The sequence below is a fragment of the Salegentibacter lacus genome (assembly GCF_020164555.1).
GTDB lineage: Bacteria > Bacteroidota > Bacteroidia > Flavobacteriales > Flavobacteriaceae > Salegentibacter > Salegentibacter lacus.
In genome coordinates this window covers 1-23347 of record NZ_JAIQZB010000019.1, presented here as the reverse complement: position 1 = coordinate 23347, position 23347 = coordinate 1, and the positions used below count along the sequence as shown (strand labels likewise).

Below are 23347 nucleotides of genomic sequence, written 5' to 3'. Positions count from 1 at the left end.
TTCTAATTCAACTAAAATTATGAGTCACAACATTAAACCAGGCGTAGCCACAGGAAAAGAAGTACAGGAAATATTTAATTATGCCAAGGAAAAGGGGTTTGCCCTTCCAGCAGTAAATATTATAGGTTCCAGTAGTGCTAATGCAGTAATGGAAACCGCTGCAGAACTAAATTCACCGGTAATTATTCAATTCTCAAACGGAGGTGCCCAGTTCAACGCTGGAAAAGGACTTTCTAACGATGATGAAAAAGCTGCAATCGCAGGAGGCGTTGCAGGGGCAAAACATATTCACGAACTAGCTGAAGCTTATGGTGCTGTAGTAATTCTACATACAGACCATTGTGCTAAAAAACTACTTCCCTGGATAGATGGCCTTCTTGATGCCAGTGAAAAACATTTCGAGCAGTTTGGAAAACCATTATACAGCTCGCATATGATAGATCTTTCGGAAGAACCTCTTGAAGAAAACATCGAAATCTGCAAGAAATATCTTGAGAGAATGAGCAAAATGGGAATGACCCTTGAAATTGAACTAGGGGTTACAGGTGGTGAAGAAGATGGTGTAGACAACACCGATATTGATTCTTCTAAATTATACACTCAGCCGGAAGAAGTTGCGTATGCATACGAAGAATTGAGCAAAGTAAGCGACCAGTTCACTATAGCTGCCGCTTTTGGTAACGTGCACGGAGTTTATAAGCCAGGTAATGTAAAGCTTACCCCGGTAATTCTTAAAAACTCTCAGGAATATATCACCAAAAAGTATGGTGTGGAAGAAAACCATATAGATTTTGTATTCCACGGAGGTAGTGGTTCTACTGTTGAAGAAATTCGCGAAGGAATTAGCTACGGAGTAATTAAAATGAATATCGATACCGATCTTCAATACGCATATCTTGAAGGAATTCGTGATTATATGGATAACAAAAAAGAGTATCTTGCTGCGCAAATTGGAAATCCTGATGGAGACGATGTACCAAATAAAAAGTATTACGATCCAAGAAAATGGGTACGTGAAGGAGAATTAACTTTTAAAGCCCGACTTAAAAAGGCATTTGAAGATCTTAACAACATAAATACTTTATAAATCTAATTTTTTAAACAGCTGGAATTTTTTCTAAATTCCGGCTGTTTTTATTTTAAGTAAAACTTTCAGTCTATTTCTTATTATAAGGCTGAACCCTGAAACCTGAAAAAAATGGCTTGGTTTAAAAGAACACAAAAAGGAATTCAAACCCCAACCGAAGATAAAAAAGATGTTCCGAAGGGGCTTTGGTACAAATCTCCCACCGGGAAGATTGTAGATGCAGAGCAGCTGGAAAGCAATTTTTATGTGAGCCCCGAAGACGGCTACCACGTAAGAATTGGTAGTAAAGAATATTTTAAGATCCTTTTTGATGATAATGAATTCACAGAATTGGATAAGGATATGACCTCTAAGGATCCTTTGAATTTTAAGGATACCAAAAAATATACCGACCGATTAAAAGCAGCCCAGGAAAAAACCGAACTTAATGATGCAGTTCGTACTGCATTTGGAAAATCTAAAGGAAAAGACCTGGTAATTGCCTGTATGGATTTTAGGTTTATTGGTGGTTCTATGGGATCTGTAGTAGGTGAAAAAATTGCACGTGCGGCAGATTATGCTTTAAAAAATCAAATTCCATTAATGGTAATTTCTAAATCTGGTGGTGCAAGAATGCAGGAAGCAGCTTTATCTTTAATGCAGTTGGCAAAAACCTCGGTTAGGTTAGCACAGCTTGCAGAAGCCCGTATTCCTTATATTTCTTTAGCTACCGATCCTACTACCGGAGGAACCACAGCTTCTTTTGCAATGTTAGGTGATATTAATATTTCTGAACCCGGCGCTTTAATTGGTTTTGCAGGCCCAAGAGTTGTAAAGGACACCACTGGAAAAGATCTGCCTAAAGATTTCCAAACTTCAGAATTTCTAAAGGAAAAAGGCTTTTTAGATTTTATAACACAACGATCTGAACTTAAGAATAAAGTGAACCTTTATTTGGATCTTATTCAGAATCAACCGGTAAGAGCTTAAAATAAAATAGAAAAAGATATTCTATAAATAGGTAATTATTTAGAAAGTAGTATCTTTGCCGCCTGACAGAAAAACTGTCAATACATAAAAATCATTAAAATTAATATTGGAATGTATTTAGCCAAAGAAAGAAAAGAAGAAATTTTTGAGAAGCACGGGAAAAGCAAAACCGATACAGGTTCTGCTGAAGGACAAATTGCTTTGTTCACCTACCGAATCTCTCATCTTTCTGATCACTTAAAAAAGAATCGTAAAGATTACAACTCAGAGCGTTCTTTAGTAATGTTGGTTGGTAAAAGAAGAAGCTTACTTGATTACTTAATGAAGAAAGATATTTTAAGATATCGTGCGATTGTTAAAGAATTAGGATTAAGAAAATAAATTTCAAAAGGGGGCTTTACGCCCCCTTTTTTTATACAACAGTAATTTGTAAATTACTTGTAGTCCCGATAGTTCGGGATTAAATCTCACTTAGTGAGTAAAATTGTCGCTCAACGAGAGTAGTTTTTCATTGGTCTACACAACACACAACAACACAACTCCCGGCCGTCCGGTATAGGCGGAGACCATTGTATAACAAAAGATCTGGTGAAGTTATTCAGATCATTAGAAGAATTCAAAATTATTATGATTCCACAAACATTTAAAGAGGTTATCGATTTAGGAGATGGAAGAGAAATCTCCCTCGAAACCGGAAAATTAGCAAAACAGGCTCATGGGTCGGTTGTTGTTCAAATGGGCGACGCTATGTTGCTTTGTACTGTAGTGTCTTCTTACAAAGAAAGCACGATGGATTTCTTTCCATTAACAGTAGATTACAGAGAAAAATTTGCCGCAGCAGGACGTTATCCTGGAGGTTTCTTTAAAAGAGAAGCAAGACCAAGTGACGGTGAGGTATTAACGATGAGAATTGTTGACCGCGTATTGCGTCCACTATTTCCATCAGATTACAGAACTGAGACCCAGGTAATGATCCAGTTGATGTCTCATGACGAGGAAGTGATGCCAGATGCTTTGGCAGGACTTGCCGCTTCTGCAGCTATTCAACTTTCAGACATTCCTTTTGAAACCGCTATTTCTGAAGCCCGTGTGGGTAGAATTAATGGTGAGTTTGTAATTAACCCAAGCCGCAGCCAGTTGGCAGAATCAGACATTGATATGATTATTGGTGCTTCTTCAGATTCTGTAATGATGGTTGAAGGTGAGATGAAAGAAATTTCAGAAGAAGAGATGGCAGATGCTATTCAATTCGCTCACGAGCATATCAAAAAACAAGTTGAAGCGCAGTTGCGTTTGGCTGAAGCTTTTGGTAAAAAACCAGTAAGGGAATATGCTGTAACTCCAGAGAATGAAGACTTTGAAAAAAGGGTTCATGATGCGGCTTACGATAAAATTTACGAAATCGCTAAAGGCGGTCACAGTAAAAAAGAACGTAGCGAAGCATTTTCAGCAGTAAAAGAAGAAGTTTTAGCTTTATTTTCTGAAGAAGAATTGGAAGAAAATGAAAAGCAAATTAAAAAATACTACAGCAAAACCGAAAAAGAAGCGGTAAGAGAACTTACCCTTGCAGAAGGTATTCGTCTTGATGGTAGAAAAACCGACGAGATCAGACCTATCTGGTGTGAGACCGATTATTTACCATCGGTACACGGTTCAGCCATCTTTACCCGTGGGGAAACTCAGGCACTGGCAACGGTAACTTTAGGAACTTCCAGAGAAGCCAACACCATAGATATGCCAACTCACCAGGGCGAAGAGACTTTCTATCTACATTATAATTTCCCTCCATTTTGTACCGGAGAAGCTTACCCAATTAGAGGTACTTCAAGACGTGAAATTGGACACGGGAACCTTGCACAACGTGCATTAAAAGGAATGATTCCTGAAAACAATCCTTACACTGTAAGAATCGTTTCTGAAGTATTGGAATCCAACGGATCTTCTTCTATGGCAACGGTTTGCGCCGGAACTATGGCAATGATGGATGCAGGGATTAAAATGACGAAGCCGGTTTCTGGTATCGCGATGGGACTAATTTCTGATGGTGAGCGTCACGCAGTTCTTTCAGATATTCTTGGAGATGAAGATCACCTGGGAGATATGGACTTTAAAGTAACCGGAACTGCTGACGGGATTACCGCCTGCCAGATGGATATTAAAGTAAAAGGACTTCCTTACGAGATTTTAGTAAAAGCGCTAAAACAAGCTCGTGCCGGGAGACTTCATATCCTTGAAAAACTTACCGATACTATTGCTGAGCCAAACGAAAATGTAAAAGCTCACGCTCCAAAAATCATCACCAGAAGAATTCCTAACGAATTTATTGGTGCATTGATTGGACCTGGAGGAAAAGTAATTCAGGAACTTCAGAAAACTACAGGAACAGAAATCGTTATAAACGAAGATCCTGTAACCGAAGAAGGTATTGTTGAAATCCTTGGAACTAAACAGGAAGGAATTGACAAGGTTCTTGCTAAAATAGAATCTATCACATTTAAACCTGAAAAAGGAAGCGTTTACGAAGTAAAAGTAATTAAGGTTCTTGATTTTGGAGCTGTAGTAGAATATCTTGATGCTCCTGGCAACGAGGTATTACTTCACATTTCTGAACTGGCATGGGAACGCACCGATAATGTTACCGATATCGTAAATCTTGGTGATGTAATTGATGTGAAATACTTTGGTGTAGATCCTAAAACCCGTAAGGAAAAAGTTTCAAGAAAAGCATTGCTTGACAAACCTGAAGGTTACCAGCCTCGCCCGCCAAGAGACAACGATCGTAACGACAGAGGTCGTGATAATCGTGGTTCTCGTGACAACCGTGGCCGTGATGACCGCAGAGGTAGAGACAACAGAGATCGTAAAGACAACGACTAAATAGTCTTAAGCTTATATATTGAAATCCCCGGAATTAATTTTTCGGGGATTTTTTTATGTTATTTTTTTCGAAACATTATAGACGTCAAGCTGAACTTGTTTCAGCTTCTAATTTATTGTATTTCTAATCACCTTAGATCCTGAAACAAGTTCAGGATGACGAAAAAGGATATTTTTGAAATTCATATTTAAAATATTTCTACATTTTTTATGCGTTAGGGATTGTCGTGAAAAGCCCACAGCGTGTCAAGCGAGCGAAGACTTGTAACGTAAAGCCCGCCCTACCATTTTGCGGGGAGGAAACGCCCAAATAAAATTTTTTAAGGTTTTTTGTAACATTTCGACTATAGCTTACGTATAAACTAATACAAGAGCTATTCATAATTAAAATCCAAGGAGACGATAGATGAGACAACTTAAAATTACGAAGCAGGTAACAAACCGTGAAACTGCTTCGCTAGATAAGTATTTGCAAGAAATTGGTAAAGTTGATTTAATTACTGCCGATGAAGAGGTAGAATTAGCACAACGAATTAAAGCGGGTGATGACCGCGCTTTAGAAAAATTAACTAAAGCTAATTTACGTTTTGTCGTTTCGGTTGCAAAACAATATCAAAATCAAGGGTTAACCCTACCTGATCTTATTAACGAAGGTAATTTAGGACTAATTAAAGCTGCGAAACGTTTTGACGAAACTCGTGGTTTTAAATTTATCTCCTATGCTGTATGGTGGATTCGCCAGTCTATTCTTCAGGCACTGGCCGAGCAGTCGCGTATTGTTCGTTTACCACTAAATAAAATTGGATCTATTAACAAGATCAACAAAACTTTTGCTTTTTTAGAGCAATCTCATGAGCGCCCACCAAGTGCTGAAGAAATTGCGAAAGAGCTGGACATGACGATTAATGACGTTAAGGAGTCTATGAAGAATTCCGGTCGTCACGTCTCTATGGATGCTCCTTTGGTAGAAGGTGAAGACTCTAACCTTTACGATGTACTTCGTTCTGGCGAGTCTCCAAATCCTGACAAAGAACTTTTACACGAGTCTCTTAGAACCGAGATTGAGCGTGCTTTAGAAACTTTAACTCCGCGTGAGGCAGATGTTATTCGTTTGTACTTTGGTTTAGGAGACCAGCACCCAATGACGCTTGAAGAAATTGGAGAAACCTTTGATCTAACAAGAGAAAGAGTTAGACAGATTAAAGAAAAAGCGATTAGAAGGTTGAAACATACCTCTAGAAGCAAGATCCTGAAAACTTATTTAGGATAAAATATTTAAGATGACAACAGTTAATGCCGGCGACGGCCGGCTAACATAACTGTTCGTTTTTTGATTGATGAATGACCCCGGCGTGATGAACCGGGGTTTTTTCATTTCTACTCCCTTCCCTTCCGGATATTCGACGAGTAGTGTAAAAATGTTAATACAAGCTAATCTTTTGTTAATCAAGTGCTTTCCTCATTCCCTCATCTTCAATTTCTAAGTATCTTCTGTAATTATATTTAAAGACGGGGAAGATGAAAGATGATGGGAAGATTCTAATAGCCGGAGCTTCAGGTGCACTGGGTTCAGAAATTGTAAAATTACTCAGTGAAGAAGGAAGAAACTTGCGAGTGCTAACCCATTCAGATGAAGGGGTGTCAAAACTTTCTAAATTTACTGATGATATTTGGAATGTAGATGCAGCCAAAGATGCGGCAGGTATTAAAAATATCACCCAAAATGTAAACACGGTAGTTTCAGCATTGGGAAAAAGCATCAGCCTTTTCGCTTCCCCTGAGATCTCTTTTTATGAAAACGATTTTAAAGCCAATAAAAATCTTCTGGATGATGCAGTTAGAAATGGGGTTCAACGTTTTATATACGTTTCCATCAAGGGCGCAGATTCCGAAAAAGACTACAGCGTCGCACGAGCCCATAAATTATTTGAAAATGAATTAAGCAACTCAGGATTGGATTACACCATCTTAAGACCTGTAGGTTTTTATTCCGGTTTAAATGATCTGGCAATAATGGCTAAACGAAAGCTAATACCGCTAATTGGATCGGGAGAGGCAAAAACCAATAGCATTCATCCTAAGGATCTTGCAGGCGTAATAATTTCCTTCCTTGAAAAAGGACCGGAAATAATAGAAATTGGCGGTCCAAATATTCATAGCAGGCTAGAAATGGTTCAAATGATCAAAGAAATTATTGGAGGAAAAATTATTAAAATCCCCGAACCTGTGGCTAAAATAAGTGCTAAACTGGGCCTGACGAAAATATTAGGTAAAGGAATTCATGATAAACTGGATTATTTTACTTTTATTACTACAAACGATATGATTGGGGAATCTAAGGGAGAAATTTCCTTTCGTGAATATCTAAATAATCTGGATCTTAAAAATATAACTTGATGTCTTCAAGCTACGATGCCATTATAATTGGAAGCGGTTCTAACGGAATTTCAGCGGCAATATATTTGCAACAGAAAGGCCTAAAAACAGCTATCTTTGAGCAGGCTTCTACCCCCGGAGGCTCTACGCGAACCCAGGAACTAACTCTACCCGGTTTTAAACATGACGTGGGCTCTGCCATACTCCCTATGGGATTTGGATCGCCGTTTTTGAGAAGTTTACCTCTTGAAAAACATGGTTTAGGATGGATATTCCCTGAGATTCCATATTCTCATCCTTTTACTGACGGCACCGCACATGCCTGTTATACGGATATAGGAAAAACAGCTGCCCAATTAGGCGATGATGAGGCTTCTTATTTAAAATTGTTTGAACCCCTGGTCAAAAATTGGGGGAAATTAGAAAATGATCTGCTCGGACCTTTGGGAATTCCAGAATACCCGTTAGATTTCATGAAATTTGGAATGAAAGCATTGCCCTCGGCTAAAATGCTGGCAAAACATTATTTCAAAAATGAAAAATCAAGAATATTTTTTTACGGTGCTGCGGCACATTCAACTTTACCCCTGGATAGCCTGGCTTCGGCTTCATTTGGGCTTGTGCTAAGTACTATGGCGCATAAATACAACTGGCCATTCCCAAAAGGTGGCGCTCAGAATTTCATTAATAGCATGGTGAGTTACTATACTTCTATAGGCGGGGAATTGCACCTTGACAGGAATATTGCTCACCTCGAAGAACTCCCGGCATCAAAAACTTATTTATTCGATTTAACTCCGAAGCAGCTTTTAGAAATAAAAGGAACGGATTTCACAGACCTTTACCGCAAAAGAATGAGCTCCTTTAAATATGGCGCAGGAGTATTTAAGATCGATTGGGCGCTTAGTGAACCTATACCTTTTACAAATGAAAAATGCCGAAAATCGGGTACTGTGCATATTGGGTTTTCAGAAGAGGAACTGGAGAATTCAGAAAACAGAATTCACCATAAACAAATGACAGACACCCCCTATGTGTTAGTAGCCCAGCATAGTATTTTTGACAATACAAGGGCTCCTGAAGGAAAACACACCGCCTGGGCATATTGTCACGTTCCTAATGGAAGTATCGCCGACTTTTCAGAAATAATCGAAGCACAAATAGAACGTGCAGCACCCGGATTTAAAGATTGTATCCTAAAAAAATCCACTATGAATTCTGTTGACCTGCAAGCCTTTAACCCGAATATTATTGGTGGAGATATTAACGGGGGTAAGCAGGATATCACTCAGCTTTTTACCAGGCCAATAGCCAAATTATCCCCCTATACTACCCCAGATCCAAGAGTTTACATATGCTCTTCTTCTACCCCGCCAGGAGGAGGTGTACACGGAATGTGCGGTTACAATGCGGCCAAGGCAGTTGTTAAAGATCATTTTTGAGTGAATTACATCAGTTCCTTTCTTGATCTTATATAGTGAATTTTACAAATTTACGAAGCCGATTTTATTTTGTTAGACGGCATATTACCTTGAAAACTTTGACACCTATCTTGTCCAAATTAGTCTATTAAATCCTGCAATTTAAAGTTCGGTAAAGTACATCCTAAATAAATTTACAGAAGGCATCAAATAAGTATATTCTTGTTATTTTTGTGTGCACACTTACAGCACAACACTTATGACAACAAAACTTATTGCCCCATCTATTCTTGCTGCCGATTTTGCCAATCTTCAGCGTGATATTGAAATGGTAAACAAGAGTGAAGCCGACTGGTTTCATATAGATATTATGGACGGCGTTTTTGTTCCGAATATTTCTTATGGAATGCCGGTGCTTCAAGCCATTACCAAACACGCCGAAAAAACTATTGATGTTCACCTTATGATTATTGATCCAGATAGGTACATTAAGGAATTTGCCAGGCTGGGAGCCGATAACCTTACCGTACATTATGAAGCCTGTACTCACCTGCATAGAACCCTACAAGCCATTAAAGCTGAAGGAATGCAGGCCGGTGTTGCGATAAATCCGCATACGAGTGTAGATTTATTGAAAGATGTGATCAATGATATCGACATAGTTTGTATAATGAGCGTAAATCCTGGTTTTGGCGGACAAAGTTTTATCGAGAACACTTACCAAAAAGTTCAGCGTTTAAAGGAGCTTATTGTAACTCACAACGCTTCAACTCTAATTGAAATTGACGGTGGGGTAACTAACGAAAATGCGTCTCAGCTAATAAAAGCAGGTGCAGATGTTTTGGTGGCCGGTAGTTATGTTTTTAAAGCCAAAGACCAACTTGAAACTATAAAAGACCTAAGACAACTTGCAAACTCCTAAGAATATTTTTGATGTTATAATTATTGGTGGCGGACCAATTGGTATCGCCTGCGCTCTTGAAGCCGAAAAGAAAAAACTTTCTTATCTCATCCTGGAAAAAGGCTGCCTGGTAAATTCGTTATACCACTACCCTACAAATATGACTTTCTTTTCCACTTCGGAAAAACTGGAGTTAAATGGTATTCCGTTCATCAGTAATAATCCCAAGCCAAGAAAAGCGGAAGCCTTAGAATATTACCGAAGAATAACGACTTCAAATAACATAAACATCAATTTATTTGAAAAGGTGACCCAGGTTGAAGCTGAAGGAAATGAACATGAGGTTACCACTATAAAAGGTAAATATAAAGCCAAAAATGTGGTAATTGCTACCGGATTCTACGACATCCCAAATTACCTGAACATTCCCGGGGAAGATCTACCCAAAGTAGCGCACTATTATGGCGATCCTCACTATTACGCTACTCAAAAAACCATTGTTGTAGGTGCGAGTAATTCAGCGGTAGATGCGGCCCTGGAAATTTACCGAAAAGGTGGCGAAGTTACTATGATTGTTAGAAAAGAGGAAATTGGTCGAAGGGTGAAATACTGGGTACGCCCTGATATTGATAACCGAATTAAAGAGGGTAGTATCAAAGCACTTTTCAATGCCAATTTAAAAGAAATTAGAGAGAATGATGTAATCATTGAAACTCCCGAAGGTGAACAGAAACTGGAAAACGATTTCGTGCTGATGCTAACCGGTTATCGACCGAACTTTGAATTTCTGAAAAAAATGGGGATTAATCTATCTGATGATGGAAGAAAAATTCCGCAGTATGACGCAGAAACTATGGAGACCAATGTAAAGGGAATTTATCTTGCCGGGGTAATTTGTGGTGGCGTAGAAACACACAAATGGTTTATAGAAAACTCCAGGGTACACGCCGAAATGATTATGGAAGATTTATCGAAGAAGGCTAAAGCTTAATTTAAAGACCTTCCAGGTATTCTTTTAGCAAAACCGCGTGATTCTGAGTTTTGTTCTTCGAACCGTATAGAAGGACTAAGCTTTTTCTTTTATCCACTTCCTCTAAATCACTAGAAATTTGTTCTTTTTTATCATTTAATTCCTCTCTATAGAGTTTACTAAATTCGTCCCAGGAAATATTATTTTCGTGAAATTTCTTTCGTAAATCATCACTTGGAGCCCATGGTTTATTCCAGTAATCTAAATGCGCATCTTCTTTAGAAATTCCCCTTGGCCAGAGCCTATCTACTAAAATCCTAATATTATCTGAAGCATCTTTATTTTCGTAAATTCTTGCTATTTCTATGTTCATAGAGATGGAAATAAAAAAAGCGATCTTAGACTAAGAATCGCTTTTTAAGTTTAGGATAAAAAAGTTTTATCTGCTCATCAAAACTACGTCAGATGAGTTGAAAATTTCATTTCGGTTCAGTAGTTTTCCATAGAATTCTAAATCACATTGATTATTTTTAAAAGACTGATCCATCCATTTACCAGCTTTATTTACTGGAATTTTAAAAACTTTAATCTCCGGATAAGTATCTGGAGAATCAGACTCATCGATCCCAATTTCAATTTGCTTTTTCTTCTTATTATAATAAACATATTTAGCGAGGAAATTATGCTTTATTAAACTAATGAATTCATGAGGAAGTTCCTGACAGGTTTCACATTCTTCTACATATTGTTTCACTAATTGTTTTAGAGAAACTCTAATTTCATTGGTATTTAAATAAGTTGCCATAGGTGTTAAGTTTTTGTAAGTTATTAAAGGCTAAATTATGTGTAAACCTGCTAGGCGAAAATTTTTTATGCGGAGTTTAACTTCATATTGTTAATATATCTAAATTAAATCATTTTTAGATATAAAAAAATAAACGAAAACCTTTTCGTTGTGAAGGATTCAAGACAAATTCCTGTTTTACTATTAACTTTCTATTAATACAATTTTTGGAAAAGAACATTAAATAAGAATTACGAAGAGGTTTTTGTAAGGTTTCCGATCTCTTTTCGGCTATGTGTAAGCATTAAATCAAACCCATATGGCTTTTAAATTAAGTGATTTCCCTTACTCTATTCTTGAACTGGCAACTGTAGCCAAAGACTCCAGTGTAAAAGCAACTTTTGATCATAGTTTGGATCTAGCTCAAAAAGCCGAAGAGATGGGTTATACACGATTTTGGCTAGCCGAACATCATAATATGGTGAGTATTGCCAGCTCTGCAACATCGGTTCTTATAGGCCATATTGCAGGAGGGACTAAAAGGATTAAAATTGGTTCCGGTGGTATTATGCTTCCCAATCATTCACCTTTAATTGTAGCAGAACAATTTGGAACCTTGGGAACCCTTTATCCAAACAGAATAGACCTGGGTCTGGGAAGAGCACCAGGGACAGATCAGGTTACCGCACAGGCCATTCGTTCAGACCGAATGAAATCGGTTTTCAAATTTCCGGAAGAAGTAAAAGAAATTCAGAAATATTTTTCTATTGAAAACGCCCAGGCGCAAGTTAGAGCTGCCGTTGCTGAAGGCGTGGAAGTGCCAATTTATATTCTGGGTTCAAGTACCGATAGCGCGCATCTTGCAGCCGAACAGGGATTACCTTATGTTTTTGCCAGCCATTTTGCTCCCGCCCAATTACACCAGGCACTTAGTATTTATCACAATAATTTTAAGCCATCAAAATTTCTTGAAAAACCTTATACCATTGCCGGCGTAAATATAATCGCTGCTGATACTACTGCTAAAGCTGAAAAAATCTCTACCTCTCTTATTAAAATGATGTTAGGCGTTATGAGTGGAAATATTGATTATATGCAACCTCCGGTAGATTTCACTAATGAACACAGGGAAATTCTTGCACATCCCGGTATTCAGCGAATGCTTCAATACGCATTTATTGGTGATCCTGAAACTGTAAAGACTAAAACTGAAGCATTCCTTAAAGAAACCGGTGTAAACGAAATTATGGCAGTTTCCCATATCTATGACCACCAGGATAGATTGAGATCTTTCGAGATATTTTCTGATATAATGAAAGGAGTAATATAGTTTTAGTCTTTAAAGCTAAAATTTATTACTTTACTTAGAATATCAGGATTTAGCCCTTATCCCATGAAAAAAACGGGAGCTCCTAAAAGGCAACTCCCGTTTTTTTTTATTTTCATTATTTGACTACTGCACCACTATTTAACACGTTCTTCGCGTTCTTTAATGCGATGTTCTTCGGTTACTGTATGTTCCGGGAAACCAAGGCTACCACCAAAGAAACCAGCTAAAGCTCCAAGGAGTAACACACCAAATGCAATAATACTGAATTTACCTATCGCATCAGAGATCTTATCGCTTAGCTCTACAGCCTTTTGCTTTGCGTCAGCATAAAATTCTTCAGCTTCATCTATTGCAGTTTGAATACGCTCTTCCCAATTTTGAATCATTCGATCAATATCAGCTTCATTGAGATCGGTATTCTGGGTAAGATATTCTTTTAAATCATCTTTCTTTAGATATTCCCCATCACCTTCCAGGTTTATTTTTAGATCCCCATTATCATTAATATTGAATTCCAGATCATTAAAGAATTCTTCTATATCCATAGATCTTATTAAACCTTTTACCTGCGGACCGGTTTGTGAAATGGTTTCACGAGCTTCTTCTGAAGCATCCTCAGGTACAACATCGTATTGTTCCGCAGTATTGACAACCTGCAATAATTCTTCTTTAACCTTGTCCAGAGTCAGGTTTGCCTGGTCCTGGGACTGTTGTTGTGCTTTATCTACCTGCACGGTTAACTGTTTAGCCTTATCTCCACCAAACAATCCAGAAACAGTGTTACCTAAACCATTCATAACAGAGCCTACCGTAGAGGTGAGAAAATAAAAAGTTACTATAGCATATAGCGCCCAAGCTAAAAAGCCATGTATTCCTCCGTCTGCTCCCGAGGAAAAACCGGACATCCTACCGGCTACCATACCACCTACAAAAAGGGCAGCAAGATTAGAAAGACCCCACCAAATAATTGTCGCTGTCCCCAAACCGGCAAGGGGATCAGACTCTGTTAGGGGATCAATAGAACTTAATCCGATACCAAGTCCTAATAAGTTTAGCAAGAAGGCTACTGCCAGGGCAGTAAGTGCGCCGGCAAATATTGCCCCCCAGGAATTTCTATTAATTTTGTCTTTAAAACCTCCGGTATTCGTGTACTTTGTTTCCATAATGATTTTATATAATATCAATTTATCAACTACTGCGGTGTTATTTTTATAAAATCACTCTATTTAACACAGATAAATCTATTATTTAACAATAAATTAAAGTAATTCATTAAAACAGCCACTGATTGTATCTTTTTATATTTTAAGAAGTACACATTCCAGGTATGACAGGAGTCGAAAATATTCGCAGAAATAGAAGAGAACTAATTAATTCAGGTGCTAATTATTCCTTAATCGTGTTTAAATGCTGCCATAACTCTAAAAATATGCATAATAGCAGGAAAAACTGCATCCATAGACTCCTCTGCACCCTTAGTAGAAAAGGGTTCTTTGATTGGTTGTTTAAGTTTTAAATTTAAAAGCTGATTTCTATTCCTGAAAGGAGTAAGTTATTGAAATATTCCATTTTTTAATAGGGCGGCTTAATCAGTTCTGGGTTTAGAATCATTTTTCGTTTTGGCGCAGAATTCCTCTCCTGGTGGGGGTTCACAAATCCTTAAGCAAGGCATTGCTTGTTTTCCCAGCCTTGTACTTTTAATGCCGGGTCCAGACTCAAATCATCATTTTAAAAGGTGTATGCATAAGCTAGATTTTATCACCTACTCAACTACAAAACCTTCCCCGTAGGCATCTTCTTCAGTAAGATAAACCCCATCTAAAACCTCCAGAGCTATAGGTTCTTCATTTAGGTAAAAGTAAAAGCGTTTTATTCCTTCTTTCTCCAGGTAGGCTTCATGGGTCTTTTTAAGGATAGTCCTGGAAACTGCACAGTCCTTGTTCTGGCCATCATCAAATTTTAGTCTTAATATATACACATCCTCAATTTCCTTTTGAAGCTGTGTTCCATCTTCCAATTCTGCTCTTAATTTAAAAGGCTCTCCAGGTTTGGAGACTTCAATAACATCAGGAACCTCAAAGGAGTGTTCCCAATGGTACTTCCTGTTATTCTCATTTTCTTTTCCACAGTGATATTGATCAGCATATTCTTGTGAATAACTATTGTTTATACATTTAAAGTTTAGTTGAATTCTCATGATAATTAAGTTTAATCCATTGCAAATAATTCCCTTCACGCGGAAAGTCGGTTGAGCTGTAGATCTCCCGGAAAAAACATTGCACAAAAATGTCAAAATAAAACATTCCCTTAAATAAATAATGATAAAAGGCAGCTAATGCCCCTTCAAAATTCTTCTCATTAATTTTACAATTCCAAAAAGAATCCGCAAAAAAACCGGTCTAATCAATCTCGTAATGCTGGACGTTCATATTAGGCTTCCGAAAAAACGGATTGATGAATTTATAGTTTCTACTCATAGATTAAATTGTTGAACGATTGCTGAACTAGCGAAAGGCGAGAGAGCGCGATACGCCCGCGCTCCTGCGGAGCTCCGTCTGCTATTCCGCAGCTTCCCCTTCCTTGGGCAGAAGTTTGGAAATATCTCTTTTGGCATGTTTATTTATAGCTTCACGTATGGCAACTTTTAGTACTATCTCATAATCGGTACTGGTGATGTCAGCAGTATTCAGGATATTTTCCAGAGTTAACTTCCTTGGATCACTATATCGATCCACCATTGTTTCGTAACTCATTCCTAATGCAAATGGCATTCCAGTAGAGTATGCACTTGAAATTTCTTTCATTGAACGTACATCTCCCGTAGCAAAACGAGACTTAAGGTTTCTTAAAGCTTCGCGCATAGTATGCGGGTTTACTCTTTTTTCAGACTTCGCTGAGTTTTTTTTGTCTGATTTATCTGTTTTTTTGGCCATGTAGTAGGATTTCTTAAAATTCAATCTAAGATGGCACCATGATATTGATACTCAATGAAATATCACATAAGTTATGATAAATATCAGAATTTATATGATTTTTATTTGGTTTATTAGTATATTATAACTAATATTGTGTAATAACATCAAGTTTATTTATGATATATAACAGATTTTATCCTAAATAAATTCGATAAAAAAGGTGTTAACAAAGAGTCTCGACCGCAAATTCCGACAATTTGTAATCAGAACGAGACGGTAGGTTAATGCCCGAGGTGATATTTTGTGTACATTCGTACCGCTATAGCACCAAGGGCTCTATCGTAATTCCGTTTCTGATAGGCGTCGGAACCTCGCGGTACGGTTGATAGGGTCCGCTATAGTTTTTGGTTCTATCTATACTGGCGAGACTCGTTTTCAACTAATCAATATGAAAACGGGTTTTTTATTTTACACAGTACTCAGTTCCGTCATCCATGGCGGCGACTCCCTCTTCAACGGCCCATCGGCCGCAGAACGGCTATTTTCAGTTAAACCCAGAAATCCTATTTAAGTTATTTTCTTCATAGTCTCCAACAAATCTGGAACACCTAAATGATACCCTCTAAAGAACTTACCAAATTCATAAAGCCCTTACCGATGCTTGAAAAAACTGGATGCTCTTGCCCTTCCGGTCAAGGCTAAGGTTTCGGTAAAAGAGTGAAAAAAATGCAAAATGAAAAGAAAAATGAGTTAGCCTTTAAGCCCAAAAAACCTTCCCTGAAGATTGGCGTCTGGTGGGGAAGGTTTAGGCTTAAATAAAACAATGTTTCATTCAAAACACACGTAAAATTATGAAAAATAGTTACTCGCGCCTAAAATGGGTGGCACTAATTATTCTTGGCGGGATACTAATGTTCCTGTCAATGGCTGCCACTGCAGCAACTACTCCTCTACCATTGCAACAGCAAGAGGTATCGGGTATGGTTACAGATCAAAATGGTCTTCCTATTCCAGGAGTTACAATTACCATAAAAAATACCAATCGTGGTACCGTCACTAATCTAGATGGGGAATATAGTATTACAGCTCCTTCAATTGGTATTTTGGTATTCTCTTATATAGGCTATACAACCGTCGAAACAGAAATAGATGGCCGGGATGATATAGACATCCAACTGGAAGAAGACATTTCCGCTTTGGGAGAAGTTCAAATCAACGCAGGTTATTACAATACCACCAGGAGGGAAAGCACTGGGAATATTTCAAGAGTCACTGCAGAAGAAATAGAATTGCAGCCGGTGGTGAGTCCTATTCAGGCACTCCAGGGAAGGATGGCGGGTGTCGAAATTATTCCCGGCGGCAATTTACCTGGTCAGGCTTCTACTATTCGCATTCGAGGCACAAACAGTTTAAGGGAAGAAGGAAATTTTCCACTTTATATAATTGATGGAGTCCCCATAAACTCTACGCCCATTGAAAGTAATAGTAATCTTGGAAATGTAGGAATAGACCCTCTAAACACTTTAAACCTAGCTAATATTGAGAGTATTGAGGTGCTAAAGGATGCGGATGCCACGGCCATTTACGGTTCTCGCGGGGCCAATGGGGTAATTTTAATTACCACAAAAAAAGGGCGAGAAGGAAAAACAGAACTGCAGGCACGGGTTTACAGAGGAGCTTCAACAGTTCCAAATCGCGTTGATTTATTAAATACCGGAGAATACCTTCAAATTAGAAGAAGGGCTTTTGAAAATGATGGTATAGAACCTACTGAAGATATTGCTTACGATCTATTAGTTTGGGATCAGGATAAATATACCGATTGGCAGGAGGTCTTTTTTGGTGGGACGGCCGAAGTAACCGATATGAACTTAAATGCTAGTGCCGGTAATGAACATACTAGTTACAGATTAAGTGGTTCTTACTATAAGCAAGGTACCGTATACCTTGGAGATTTCGATTATACTAAAGTAACTGCTGGAATACAGCTGAGCCATAGTTCGGAAAGTCGAAAATTTAAACTGGATCTTTCTGCCAATTACGGAGTTGATAAAAATAATTCGGTAGGCTATATGAACTTATCAGAATCAGCTTTTAGGCTTCAACCAAATGCACCTGATGTATTTAATGCCGATGGTAGTTTAAATTGGGAAGATTGGAATCAGGCAGGACTGGTAAACCCTTTAAATGGAATTTATAATAACAGCTTAATTAATGGGAATAATTTAAACGCTAACTTGATGCTTTCCTACGAATTATTTAAGGATTTTAAGATTAAATCTAGTTTTGGGTATACCATATTTAATGGTGAGGAAATAGTAAAACGACCAAAACGTTCTTACGATCCCGCTAGTTGGCAAAATATAATTGATCGATCCAACCACCTATATAACAATCGAAGTTCTTGGATCATTGAACCTCAAATACACTACAATGCAGAGTTTGGCAAATTAAATCTGACTGCTATAGTCGGAACAACATTCCAAAATAGCAAAAACACTAATTTTAGTCTACAGGGTGAGGGCTACGTATCTGAATCGTTAATCGGTAATTTGAGTGCTGCAGAAGAAATCATCTCATCATCTAATCAAACAACTGATTACAGATACAATGCTGTTTTTGGCAGGCTTGGCCTGGACTTGGATCAAAAATATTATCTCAATTTTACAGGGAGAAGAGATGGTTCTTCACGTTTTGGCCCGGGAAAAAGAATAGCCAACTTCGGTGCTATTGGTGTAGCCTGGATTTTTACAGAAGAAAGTTTTATAACGAATTCCTTCCCGGTTTTAAGTTTTGGAAAATTACGTGGAAGTTACGGTACAACCGGTAATGACCAGATTGGCGATTATGGTTATTTCGATGCATATGAAACAACTATTGGACCGGGAGGATTATATCCTAACCAACTTTCCAATCCTGATTATTCCTGGGAGGTTAATAAGAAATTGGAGGCAGCAATAGAACTGGGATTTTTTGAGGATAAGATAAATTTTGGTCTAAGCTGGTACCTAAATCGTTCCTCAAACCAGTTGGTAGGGTACTCACTCCCCTCATTAACTGGCTTTAATTCTGTCCAGGCCAATTTACCAGCAACAGTTGAAAATACAGGACTTGAAGTGGAATTGTCGAGCTTTAACATTCAATCTGGGGAGTTCCGTTGGCAAACATCATTGAATTTTACTTTTCCCAAAAACAGGCTTGTGAGTTATCCTGATATCGAGGAATCTTCTTATGCAAATACATATAGGGTAGGCCAGCCTTTAAATATTGCCTTACTCTATGAATACTCTGGAATTGATCCGGAAACAGGTTTTTATAATGTTGTAGATGTTAATGGTGATGAGAGCTTGGATTACCAGGATAGAACCATTGCCTGGGATCGGGGAAGAGGTTTTTACGGAGGGATTAGTAATAATCTTAGTTATAGCAATTTTTCACTTCAATTTTTATGGCAGTTTGTAAAACAAGAAGGAATACTCGCACTTTTTCAAGCTGGAACCTTGGATAATCAGCGCTCAGAGGTTGTAAACGCTTTAAACCAAGGCAGTAAGTACCAACGAATTTCAAGATCCACTCAAGCATCACGCGCATATTCAGATGTTTTAAATTCTAATTTTCCTATCGTTGATGCTTCATTTTTGAAGCTAAAAACCATCAATATGAGTTACAGTATCCCTAATGAACTGATTATAAAACTTGGTTTAAGTTCTGGAAAAATTTTCCTGAATGCTCAAAATATTTTAACCATAAGCCCATATCAAGGGATTGATCCCGAACAACCCGGAAGAGGTACAGCATTTTCTGCTCTAAGAACCATTACTGGAGGATTACAAATTAATTTTTAAAAATGTATTATGAAATTAAATAGCTATATAAAAATAATCTTGATAACAGCGATTATTGCTTTAACGAGCTGTGAGGACTTTTTAGAGGTGGAAACACCAAATCACAAAATTGTTAGTGAATCTGTTTTTAATAATGATCAGACGGCACTTAGTGCTATGACAGGTATCTACAATGAATTATTTATAGCCACTTTTACAGGCGGGGGAAGAGAAACGAGTGTAAGCATACTTACCGGACTTTCGGCAGATGAACTGAAAACACTAAGAGCTAACGATTTAAATCTAACTGAATTCGAAGAAAACGAAATACAGGCTAATAATAGCAGGAATCTTTCCATATGGACCAGTGCTTACAACATTATTTATATGACCAATTCCCTTCTGGAAGGCGTAAGTATGTCTTCTATGATCAGTGAAGATGTTAGAATTATGCTACAGGGGGAAGCCAGTTTTATTAGAGCTTTTACTTATTTTACCCTGTTTAATCTTTATGGTGAAGTTCCATTAATCCTTTCTACTGATTACAGAAAAAATGCGCTTTCAACTCAAGCTACACAAGCTGATATATATGATCAAATTCTAGCAGATTTAAATGTTTCAATTAGTTCTCTGAGTGCAGAATATAGAGATAATGATCGAACAAGAGTAAATCGCTTTGCTGCAATGGCACTGTCTGCCAGGGTGCACTTATACCTGGAAAATTGGGAAGAAGCTGAAAGAATGAGTAGTCAAGTCATTCAGAACAATTCAACTTATAGTATTTCTCAGGATTTAAATAAGGTTTTTTTAGCCAATAGCCAGGAAGCTTTATGGCAGATTTCTCCTATAGGTGGTAGTGGGATTCTTTCCTATACAAACGAGGGTTCCACCTTGATTTTTCATCCCTCCTATCCTGCCCTTACCAAAGTAGCTTTAAAGGATTCTTTGGTTAATTCTTTTGATGACCATGACAAACGTCTGGAAAATTGGATTGCATTACATGAAGAAACAGGAAATTATTATGCTTACAAATATAAAGATAGAAGTAGTATAAACAATATTAGCGAATACTCCATGGTCTTACGTTTGTCTGAGCAATTTTTAATTAGAGCAGAGGCCAGACTGCAGCAAGGGAACTTATCTGCTGCAAAGGAAGATCTAGATGTTATCCGGGAGAGAGCAGGTTTAAATCCTATCGCTATTTTGGAACCTTCGATTAACGAGGAGGATTTAATAACACTCATTTTAGAAGAAAGGCAAAAGGAACTTTTTACGGAATGGGGGCATCGTTGGATGGACCTGAAGCGAACAGGTAGGAGCCAGAATGTTTTAGATAGTAAACCCTCTGAATGGTCGGATACCGATAGGCTATTTCCTATTCCAGCTCAAGAGAGGATGAAAAATCCAAATCTAAGGCAAAACCCGGGATATTAACTTAGAGGAATTCACAATGAAGAATATTTATCTAAGCAGTTTTATATGCGTTTTATTGATGTTTCAGAATTCGCCAACACAAGGCCAAAACAAATTAAATGAAGAGAAACTGACGGAAGACAGTTCAGTTATATCCGGTCGTTTAAAAAATGGATTTACTTATTATATTAGGCCAGTAAGACAACATATGCCTGACATTGAACTTCAATTATTAGTGAACGCCGGAAGTTATTTGCAAGCAAAAGATCAGGTTGGTATGGCTCATTTTCTAGAACATTTGGCATTTAAAGCGAGTGAAAACTTCCCGGCTGGTCTTCAAAATGATGTCCAAAAGCTTAATAAGCTTAATATATCAAAGTTCGATCTTAAAGGGCACTCAGGCACCCGTGCTACGGAGTATACCTTTAAAGCTCCAAGAGCCCGTCAAGAAGCAATTGATGCTGGTTTCATGTGGTTTAAGGATATAGCCAACGGTAAATTGCAATTAAATGAACATGATATCGATAAGGAACGTGGTATTTATAAACAGGAGTACATCATCCGGGGTGGTGACAATTTTGAAAAATTCCAGAGAGAAAATCAATTAAGACATAAATTATTCTCTCGAACAGAGAATATGGAAGACTTTTTTAGTCATATTGATAATTTCAAACCTGAAGTTTTAAGACGTTTTTACCAGGATTGGTATCTCCCTAATAGGATAGCTTTAATGGTCGTAGGTAATATTAAAAATCCTGCTGCTCTGGAAAATAAAATTAAAAGGATATTTTCTGACATTCCTTCAAGTGTTAAGCGGCAAAAAATACCAAATATAAATTCCCACTTCTATGAACGTCCTTCTCAATTTGCTGTGGTTGAGAAAAAAATAACCAATATATATGAACCTGTAGAGAAATTAGAATTCCAGCTCTATTACAGAGATTCCATTACAAGTAAGAAATTAAAAACTAATGCCGGGCGAATGAGATTACTGCAATGGGGGTTTTTATTCGATATTTTAAACAATAGGTTCATCGAAAAGGAAAAGGGATACAATAATAACTATAAAATTAGGATTTCACATACTTTCGATGATATGACTATGCCGCCGTCCGTAAAGTTAGAATTCCACAGCAGTTTTGATAGATACTGGGACGTCTTAGAATTGGCAATAAGTAGTCTGAAACAATTGCAAGAACACGGTGTGAGTAAGAGAGAATTTGAAGAAATTTTTAAATACCGTTTAAAAACCAATAATAAGGACTTTAAACAGAATTCACAGTTTTGGTTCAAGCAGATGAACCTACATTATTTGTTTGGGATGCCTCTTACAACCGAGGAGTCCGTAAATAATTTGTTATCTAGCTATACCCTAGAGGATTTTAATTCTTTTGTAAAAGAAAATAAATTGGAACTCCCTCAGGATATTGGAATTATATCTCCAAAATTAGAAAAGCCAATGGATGAGCTGGAGATTCGTAAAGGTATAAGAGCGACCTATGGTAAACATACTAAACCGTATACATTAACTGAAGGTCCGGAATTTCTCTTTTCTCCTTCCGAATTGAAGAATTTTAACAACCACCCTTATACAATCTCAAAATCAGCGGTCAAGGGAGTTACAGAAGTTAAATTAAAAAATGGGATAAAAATAATATTAAAAAACTTCCAACCCAATGGTATTAATAACGACAAAATTTTCATTCATGGATATACCCCTAATGGAGCGTTAAACTTCAATCCTGAACATTATTTTTCCGCAGTAAACGCTCCGGGATTTATTAAGAACAGCGGGGTTTCCAAATTTGATAAGTATGATTTACAGCAATACCTCAGAGGGAAAAATATCTTTTGGCATAATATCAATCTATATCTCCACAACCTGGAATCAGGAATAAAATTATAGAGGTCAGTAGTTAGTTACTTATAATTTGCGATTGATAGGTGACATTGCCCTGAACCATTTTTGTGATCAGGTTATTGAATATTGTAGCCTTGCTCTGAGATCGGTTGATCCTAAAACAGAATTCGTTGAAATACCTGTTCAGGTTTTTATCACTTACCCAAGAATAGGTGGTTCTTATCCAAGATTTTACTTGATGTATCATTGTATGGATTGCCTTAAAGTTCAATCCCTTATTGCTTTCTATTTGTGTAATGTTGTATGCTTTGCCTATTGGTCTATAACCTCGCCATTTATCAGTCGTTACCTTGGCTTCACGGCTTATATGGTTGATAAAAATGTACTGAAGGGACTGGGCTGAAAAATCATCAATTTTCATAGTGTACATCCGCTTCACCTTGCCTTCTTCGGTCAATTGAACTGCCGTGACCGCTTTCTTTTTCTTACCATCATAACTTCTTCCTATTTTTCCTTCGTCCTTGCCACCCAGAACAAATTCATCCACGTGAACATCGCCATCCATAGGATTGTTTCCACTCGAAGCCATAGCTTCTCTGACTTTCAACATAAATAACCT

The 23347-nt window shown here is 37.6% G+C and carries 19 protein-coding genes; 13 read left to right on the top strand and 6 right to left on the bottom strand.

Features of this window, described 5'->3' with window-relative positions; genetic code table 11:
• The first annotated feature begins 19 nt into the window (after positions 1 to 19).
• From fbaA to LB465_RS14605, 9 genes are all read left to right on the top strand, one after another.
• The gene (gene fbaA / locus LB465_RS14645; protein ID WP_224470646.1) at positions 20 to 1087 is read left to right on the top strand and encodes a class II fructose-bisphosphate aldolase; all 1068 of its coding nucleotides are present in this window, start codon (positions 20 to 22) and stop codon (positions 1085 to 1087) included.
• A gap of 111 nt (positions 1088 to 1198) precedes the next feature.
• Entirely contained in the window at positions 1199 to 2056 is an 858-nt protein-coding gene (gene accD / locus LB465_RS14640) for an acetyl-CoA carboxylase, carboxyltransferase subunit beta (RefSeq protein ID WP_224470644.1), read from the top strand.
• Positions 2057 to 2167: 111 nt separating this feature from the next.
• Positions 2168 to 2437, top strand: coding sequence for a 30S ribosomal protein S15 (gene rpsO, locus LB465_RS14635; RefSeq protein ID WP_070054961.1), 270 nt, complete (start codon positions 2168 to 2170; stop codon positions 2435 to 2437).
• A gap of 246 nt (positions 2438 to 2683) precedes the next feature.
• Positions 2684 to 4933 carry a polyribonucleotide nucleotidyltransferase gene (locus LB465_RS14630; protein WP_224470643.1) on the top strand — a complete coding sequence of 750 codons (2250 nt, stop codon included), beginning with the start codon at positions 2684 to 2686 and terminating at the stop codon, positions 4931 to 4933.
• A 406-nt stretch (positions 4934 to 5339) separates the two neighbouring features.
• Positions 5340 to 6203 carry a sigma-70 family RNA polymerase sigma factor gene (locus LB465_RS14625; RefSeq protein ID WP_011708302.1) on the top strand — a complete coding sequence of 288 codons (864 nt, stop codon included), beginning with the start codon at positions 5340 to 5342 and terminating at the stop codon, positions 6201 to 6203.
• Positions 6204 to 6451: 248 nt separating this feature from the next.
• Positions 6452 to 7330 carry an SDR family oxidoreductase gene (locus tag LB465_RS14620; RefSeq protein ID WP_224470642.1) on the top strand — a complete coding sequence of 293 codons (879 nt, stop codon included), beginning with the start codon at positions 6452 to 6454 and terminating at the stop codon, positions 7328 to 7330.
• A complete protein-coding gene (locus tag LB465_RS14615) occupies positions 7330 to 8751 on the top strand; it encodes a phytoene desaturase family protein (protein WP_224470641.1) in 1422 nt (473 codons plus the stop codon). Before LB465_RS14620 ends, LB465_RS14615 begins: the two co-directional genes overlap by 1 nt.
• A 238-nt stretch (positions 8752 to 8989) precedes the next feature.
• Complete coding sequence (rpe, locus tag LB465_RS14610) at positions 8990 to 9652, top strand: ribulose-phosphate 3-epimerase (protein ID WP_224470640.1); 663 nt, start codon at positions 8990 to 8992, stop codon at positions 9650 to 9652.
• Positions 9639 to 10622 carry a YpdA family putative bacillithiol disulfide reductase gene (locus LB465_RS14605; protein WP_224470639.1) on the top strand — a complete coding sequence of 328 codons (984 nt, stop codon included), beginning with the start codon at positions 9639 to 9641 and terminating at the stop codon, positions 10620 to 10622. Before rpe ends, LB465_RS14605 begins: the two co-directional genes overlap by 14 nt.
• A gap of 1 nt (position 10623) precedes the next feature.
• Here LB465_RS14605 and LB465_RS14600 read toward each other — a convergent pair whose 3' ends face one another.
• Both LB465_RS14600 and LB465_RS14595 read right to left on the bottom strand, forming a co-directional pair.
• Positions 10624 to 10974, bottom strand: coding sequence for a DUF488 domain-containing protein (locus LB465_RS14600; protein WP_224470638.1), 351 nt, complete (start codon positions 10972 to 10974; stop codon positions 10624 to 10626).
• A 66-nt stretch (positions 10975 to 11040) separates the two neighbouring features.
• The gene (locus tag LB465_RS14595) at positions 11041 to 11406 is read right to left on the bottom strand and encodes a hypothetical protein (RefSeq protein ID WP_224470637.1); all 366 of its coding nucleotides are present in this window, start codon (positions 11404 to 11406) and stop codon (positions 11041 to 11043) included.
• A gap of 298 nt (positions 11407 to 11704) precedes the next feature.
• Here LB465_RS14595 and LB465_RS14590 point away from each other — a divergent pair, with 298 nt between their 5' ends.
• A complete protein-coding gene (locus LB465_RS14590; RefSeq protein WP_224470635.1) occupies positions 11705 to 12715 on the top strand; it encodes an LLM class flavin-dependent oxidoreductase in 1011 nt (336 codons plus the stop codon).
• 134 nt (positions 12716 to 12849) lie between these two features.
• Here LB465_RS14590 and LB465_RS14585 read toward each other — a convergent pair whose 3' ends face one another.
• The 3 genes from LB465_RS14585 to LB465_RS14575 all read right to left on the bottom strand — a co-directional run bounded on the left by LB465_RS14585 (position 12850) and on the right by LB465_RS14575 (position 15648).
• The gene (locus LB465_RS14585; protein WP_224470633.1) at positions 12850 to 13878 is read right to left on the bottom strand and encodes a hypothetical protein; all 1029 of its coding nucleotides are present in this window, start codon (positions 13876 to 13878) and stop codon (positions 12850 to 12852) included.
• A gap of 599 nt (positions 13879 to 14477) precedes the next feature.
• Positions 14478 to 14912, bottom strand: a complete 435-nt coding sequence (locus LB465_RS14580) for a hypothetical protein (protein ID WP_224470632.1) — start codon at positions 14910 to 14912, stop codon at positions 14478 to 14480.
• Positions 14913 to 15273: 361 nt separating this feature from the next.
• Complete coding sequence (locus LB465_RS14575; RefSeq protein ID WP_224470631.1) at positions 15274 to 15648, bottom strand: hypothetical protein; 375 nt, start codon at positions 15646 to 15648, stop codon at positions 15274 to 15276.
• Positions 15649 to 16481: 833 nt separating this feature from the next.
• Between LB465_RS14575 and LB465_RS14570 the strand changes: the two genes are divergently transcribed.
• Genes LB465_RS14570 through LB465_RS14560 form a run of 3 tightly spaced genes read left to right on the top strand, consistent with a single transcriptional unit; the run spans position 16482 to position 22773 of the window.
• Positions 16482 to 19475 (top strand): SusC/RagA family TonB-linked outer membrane protein, encoded by a 2994-nt coding sequence (locus LB465_RS14570; protein ID WP_224470630.1) that lies wholly within the window; start codon positions 16482 to 16484, stop codon positions 19473 to 19475.
• 9 nt (positions 19476 to 19484) lie between these two features.
• Positions 19485 to 20888 (top strand): RagB/SusD family nutrient uptake outer membrane protein, encoded by a 1404-nt coding sequence (locus tag LB465_RS14565; protein WP_224470628.1) that lies wholly within the window; start codon positions 19485 to 19487, stop codon positions 20886 to 20888.
• 16 nt (positions 20889 to 20904) lie between these two features.
• A complete protein-coding gene (locus LB465_RS14560; RefSeq protein ID WP_224470627.1) occupies positions 20905 to 22773 on the top strand; it encodes a M16 family metallopeptidase in 1869 nt (622 codons plus the stop codon).
• 10 nt (positions 22774 to 22783) lie between these two features.
• On the opposite strand, the gene LB465_RS14555 is transcribed toward LB465_RS14560, so the two are convergent.
• A partial coding sequence (locus tag LB465_RS14555) for an IS1595 family transposase (protein WP_224470625.1) occupies positions 22784 to 23347 on the bottom strand: 564 nt, incomplete at its 5' end.

Excerpts from the sequence above, each read along its gene's own strand:
- LB465_RS14560 (WP_224470627.1), top strand. The coding sequence starts at position 20,905 with ATGAAGAATATTTATCTAAGCAGTTTTATATGCGTTTTATTGATGTTT.
- LB465_RS14615 (WP_224470641.1), top strand. The coding sequence starts at position 7,330 with ATGTCTTCAAGCTACGATGCCATTATAATTGGAAGCGGTTCTAACGGA.
- fbaA (WP_224470646.1), top strand. The coding sequence starts at position 20 with ATGAGTCACAACATTAAACCAGGCGTAGCCACAGGAAAAGAAGTACAG.
- LB465_RS14620 (WP_224470642.1), top strand. The coding sequence starts at position 6,452 with ATGAAAGATGATGGGAAGATTCTAATAGCCGGAGCTTCAGGTGCACTG.
- LB465_RS14590 (WP_224470635.1), top strand. The coding sequence starts at position 11,705 with ATGGCTTTTAAATTAAGTGATTTCCCTTACTCTATTCTTGAACTGGCA.
- LB465_RS14575 (WP_224470631.1), bottom strand. The coding sequence starts at position 15,648 with ATGGCCAAAAAAACAGATAAATCAGACAAAAAAAACTCAGCGAAGTCT.
- LB465_RS14625 (WP_011708302.1), top strand. The coding sequence starts at position 5,340 with ATGAGACAACTTAAAATTACGAAGCAGGTAACAAACCGTGAAACTGCT.
- LB465_RS14565 (WP_224470628.1), top strand. The coding sequence starts at position 19,485 with ATGAAATTAAATAGCTATATAAAAATAATCTTGATAACAGCGATTATT.
- LB465_RS14600 (WP_224470638.1), bottom strand. The coding sequence starts at position 10,974 with ATGAACATAGAAATAGCAAGAATTTACGAAAATAAAGATGCTTCAGAT.
- LB465_RS14585 (WP_224470633.1), bottom strand. The coding sequence starts at position 13,878 with ATGGAAACAAAGTACACGAATACCGGAGGTTTTAAAGACAAAATTAAT.
- LB465_RS14570 (WP_224470630.1), top strand. The coding sequence starts at position 16,482 with ATGAAAAATAGTTACTCGCGCCTAAAATGGGTGGCACTAATTATTCTT.
- accD (WP_224470644.1), top strand. The coding sequence starts at position 1,199 with ATGGCTTGGTTTAAAAGAACACAAAAAGGAATTCAAACCCCAACCGAA.
- rpe (WP_224470640.1), top strand. The coding sequence starts at position 8,990 with ATGACAACAAAACTTATTGCCCCATCTATTCTTGCTGCCGATTTTGCC.
- LB465_RS14595 (WP_224470637.1), bottom strand. The coding sequence starts at position 11,406 with ATGGCAACTTATTTAAATACCAATGAAATTAGAGTTTCTCTAAAACAA.
- LB465_RS14630 (WP_224470643.1), top strand. The coding sequence starts at position 2,684 with ATGATTCCACAAACATTTAAAGAGGTTATCGATTTAGGAGATGGAAGA.
- rpsO (WP_070054961.1), top strand. The coding sequence starts at position 2,168 with ATGTATTTAGCCAAAGAAAGAAAAGAAGAAATTTTTGAGAAGCACGGG.
- LB465_RS14580 (WP_224470632.1), bottom strand. The coding sequence starts at position 14,912 with ATGAGAATTCAACTAAACTTTAAATGTATAAACAATAGTTATTCACAA.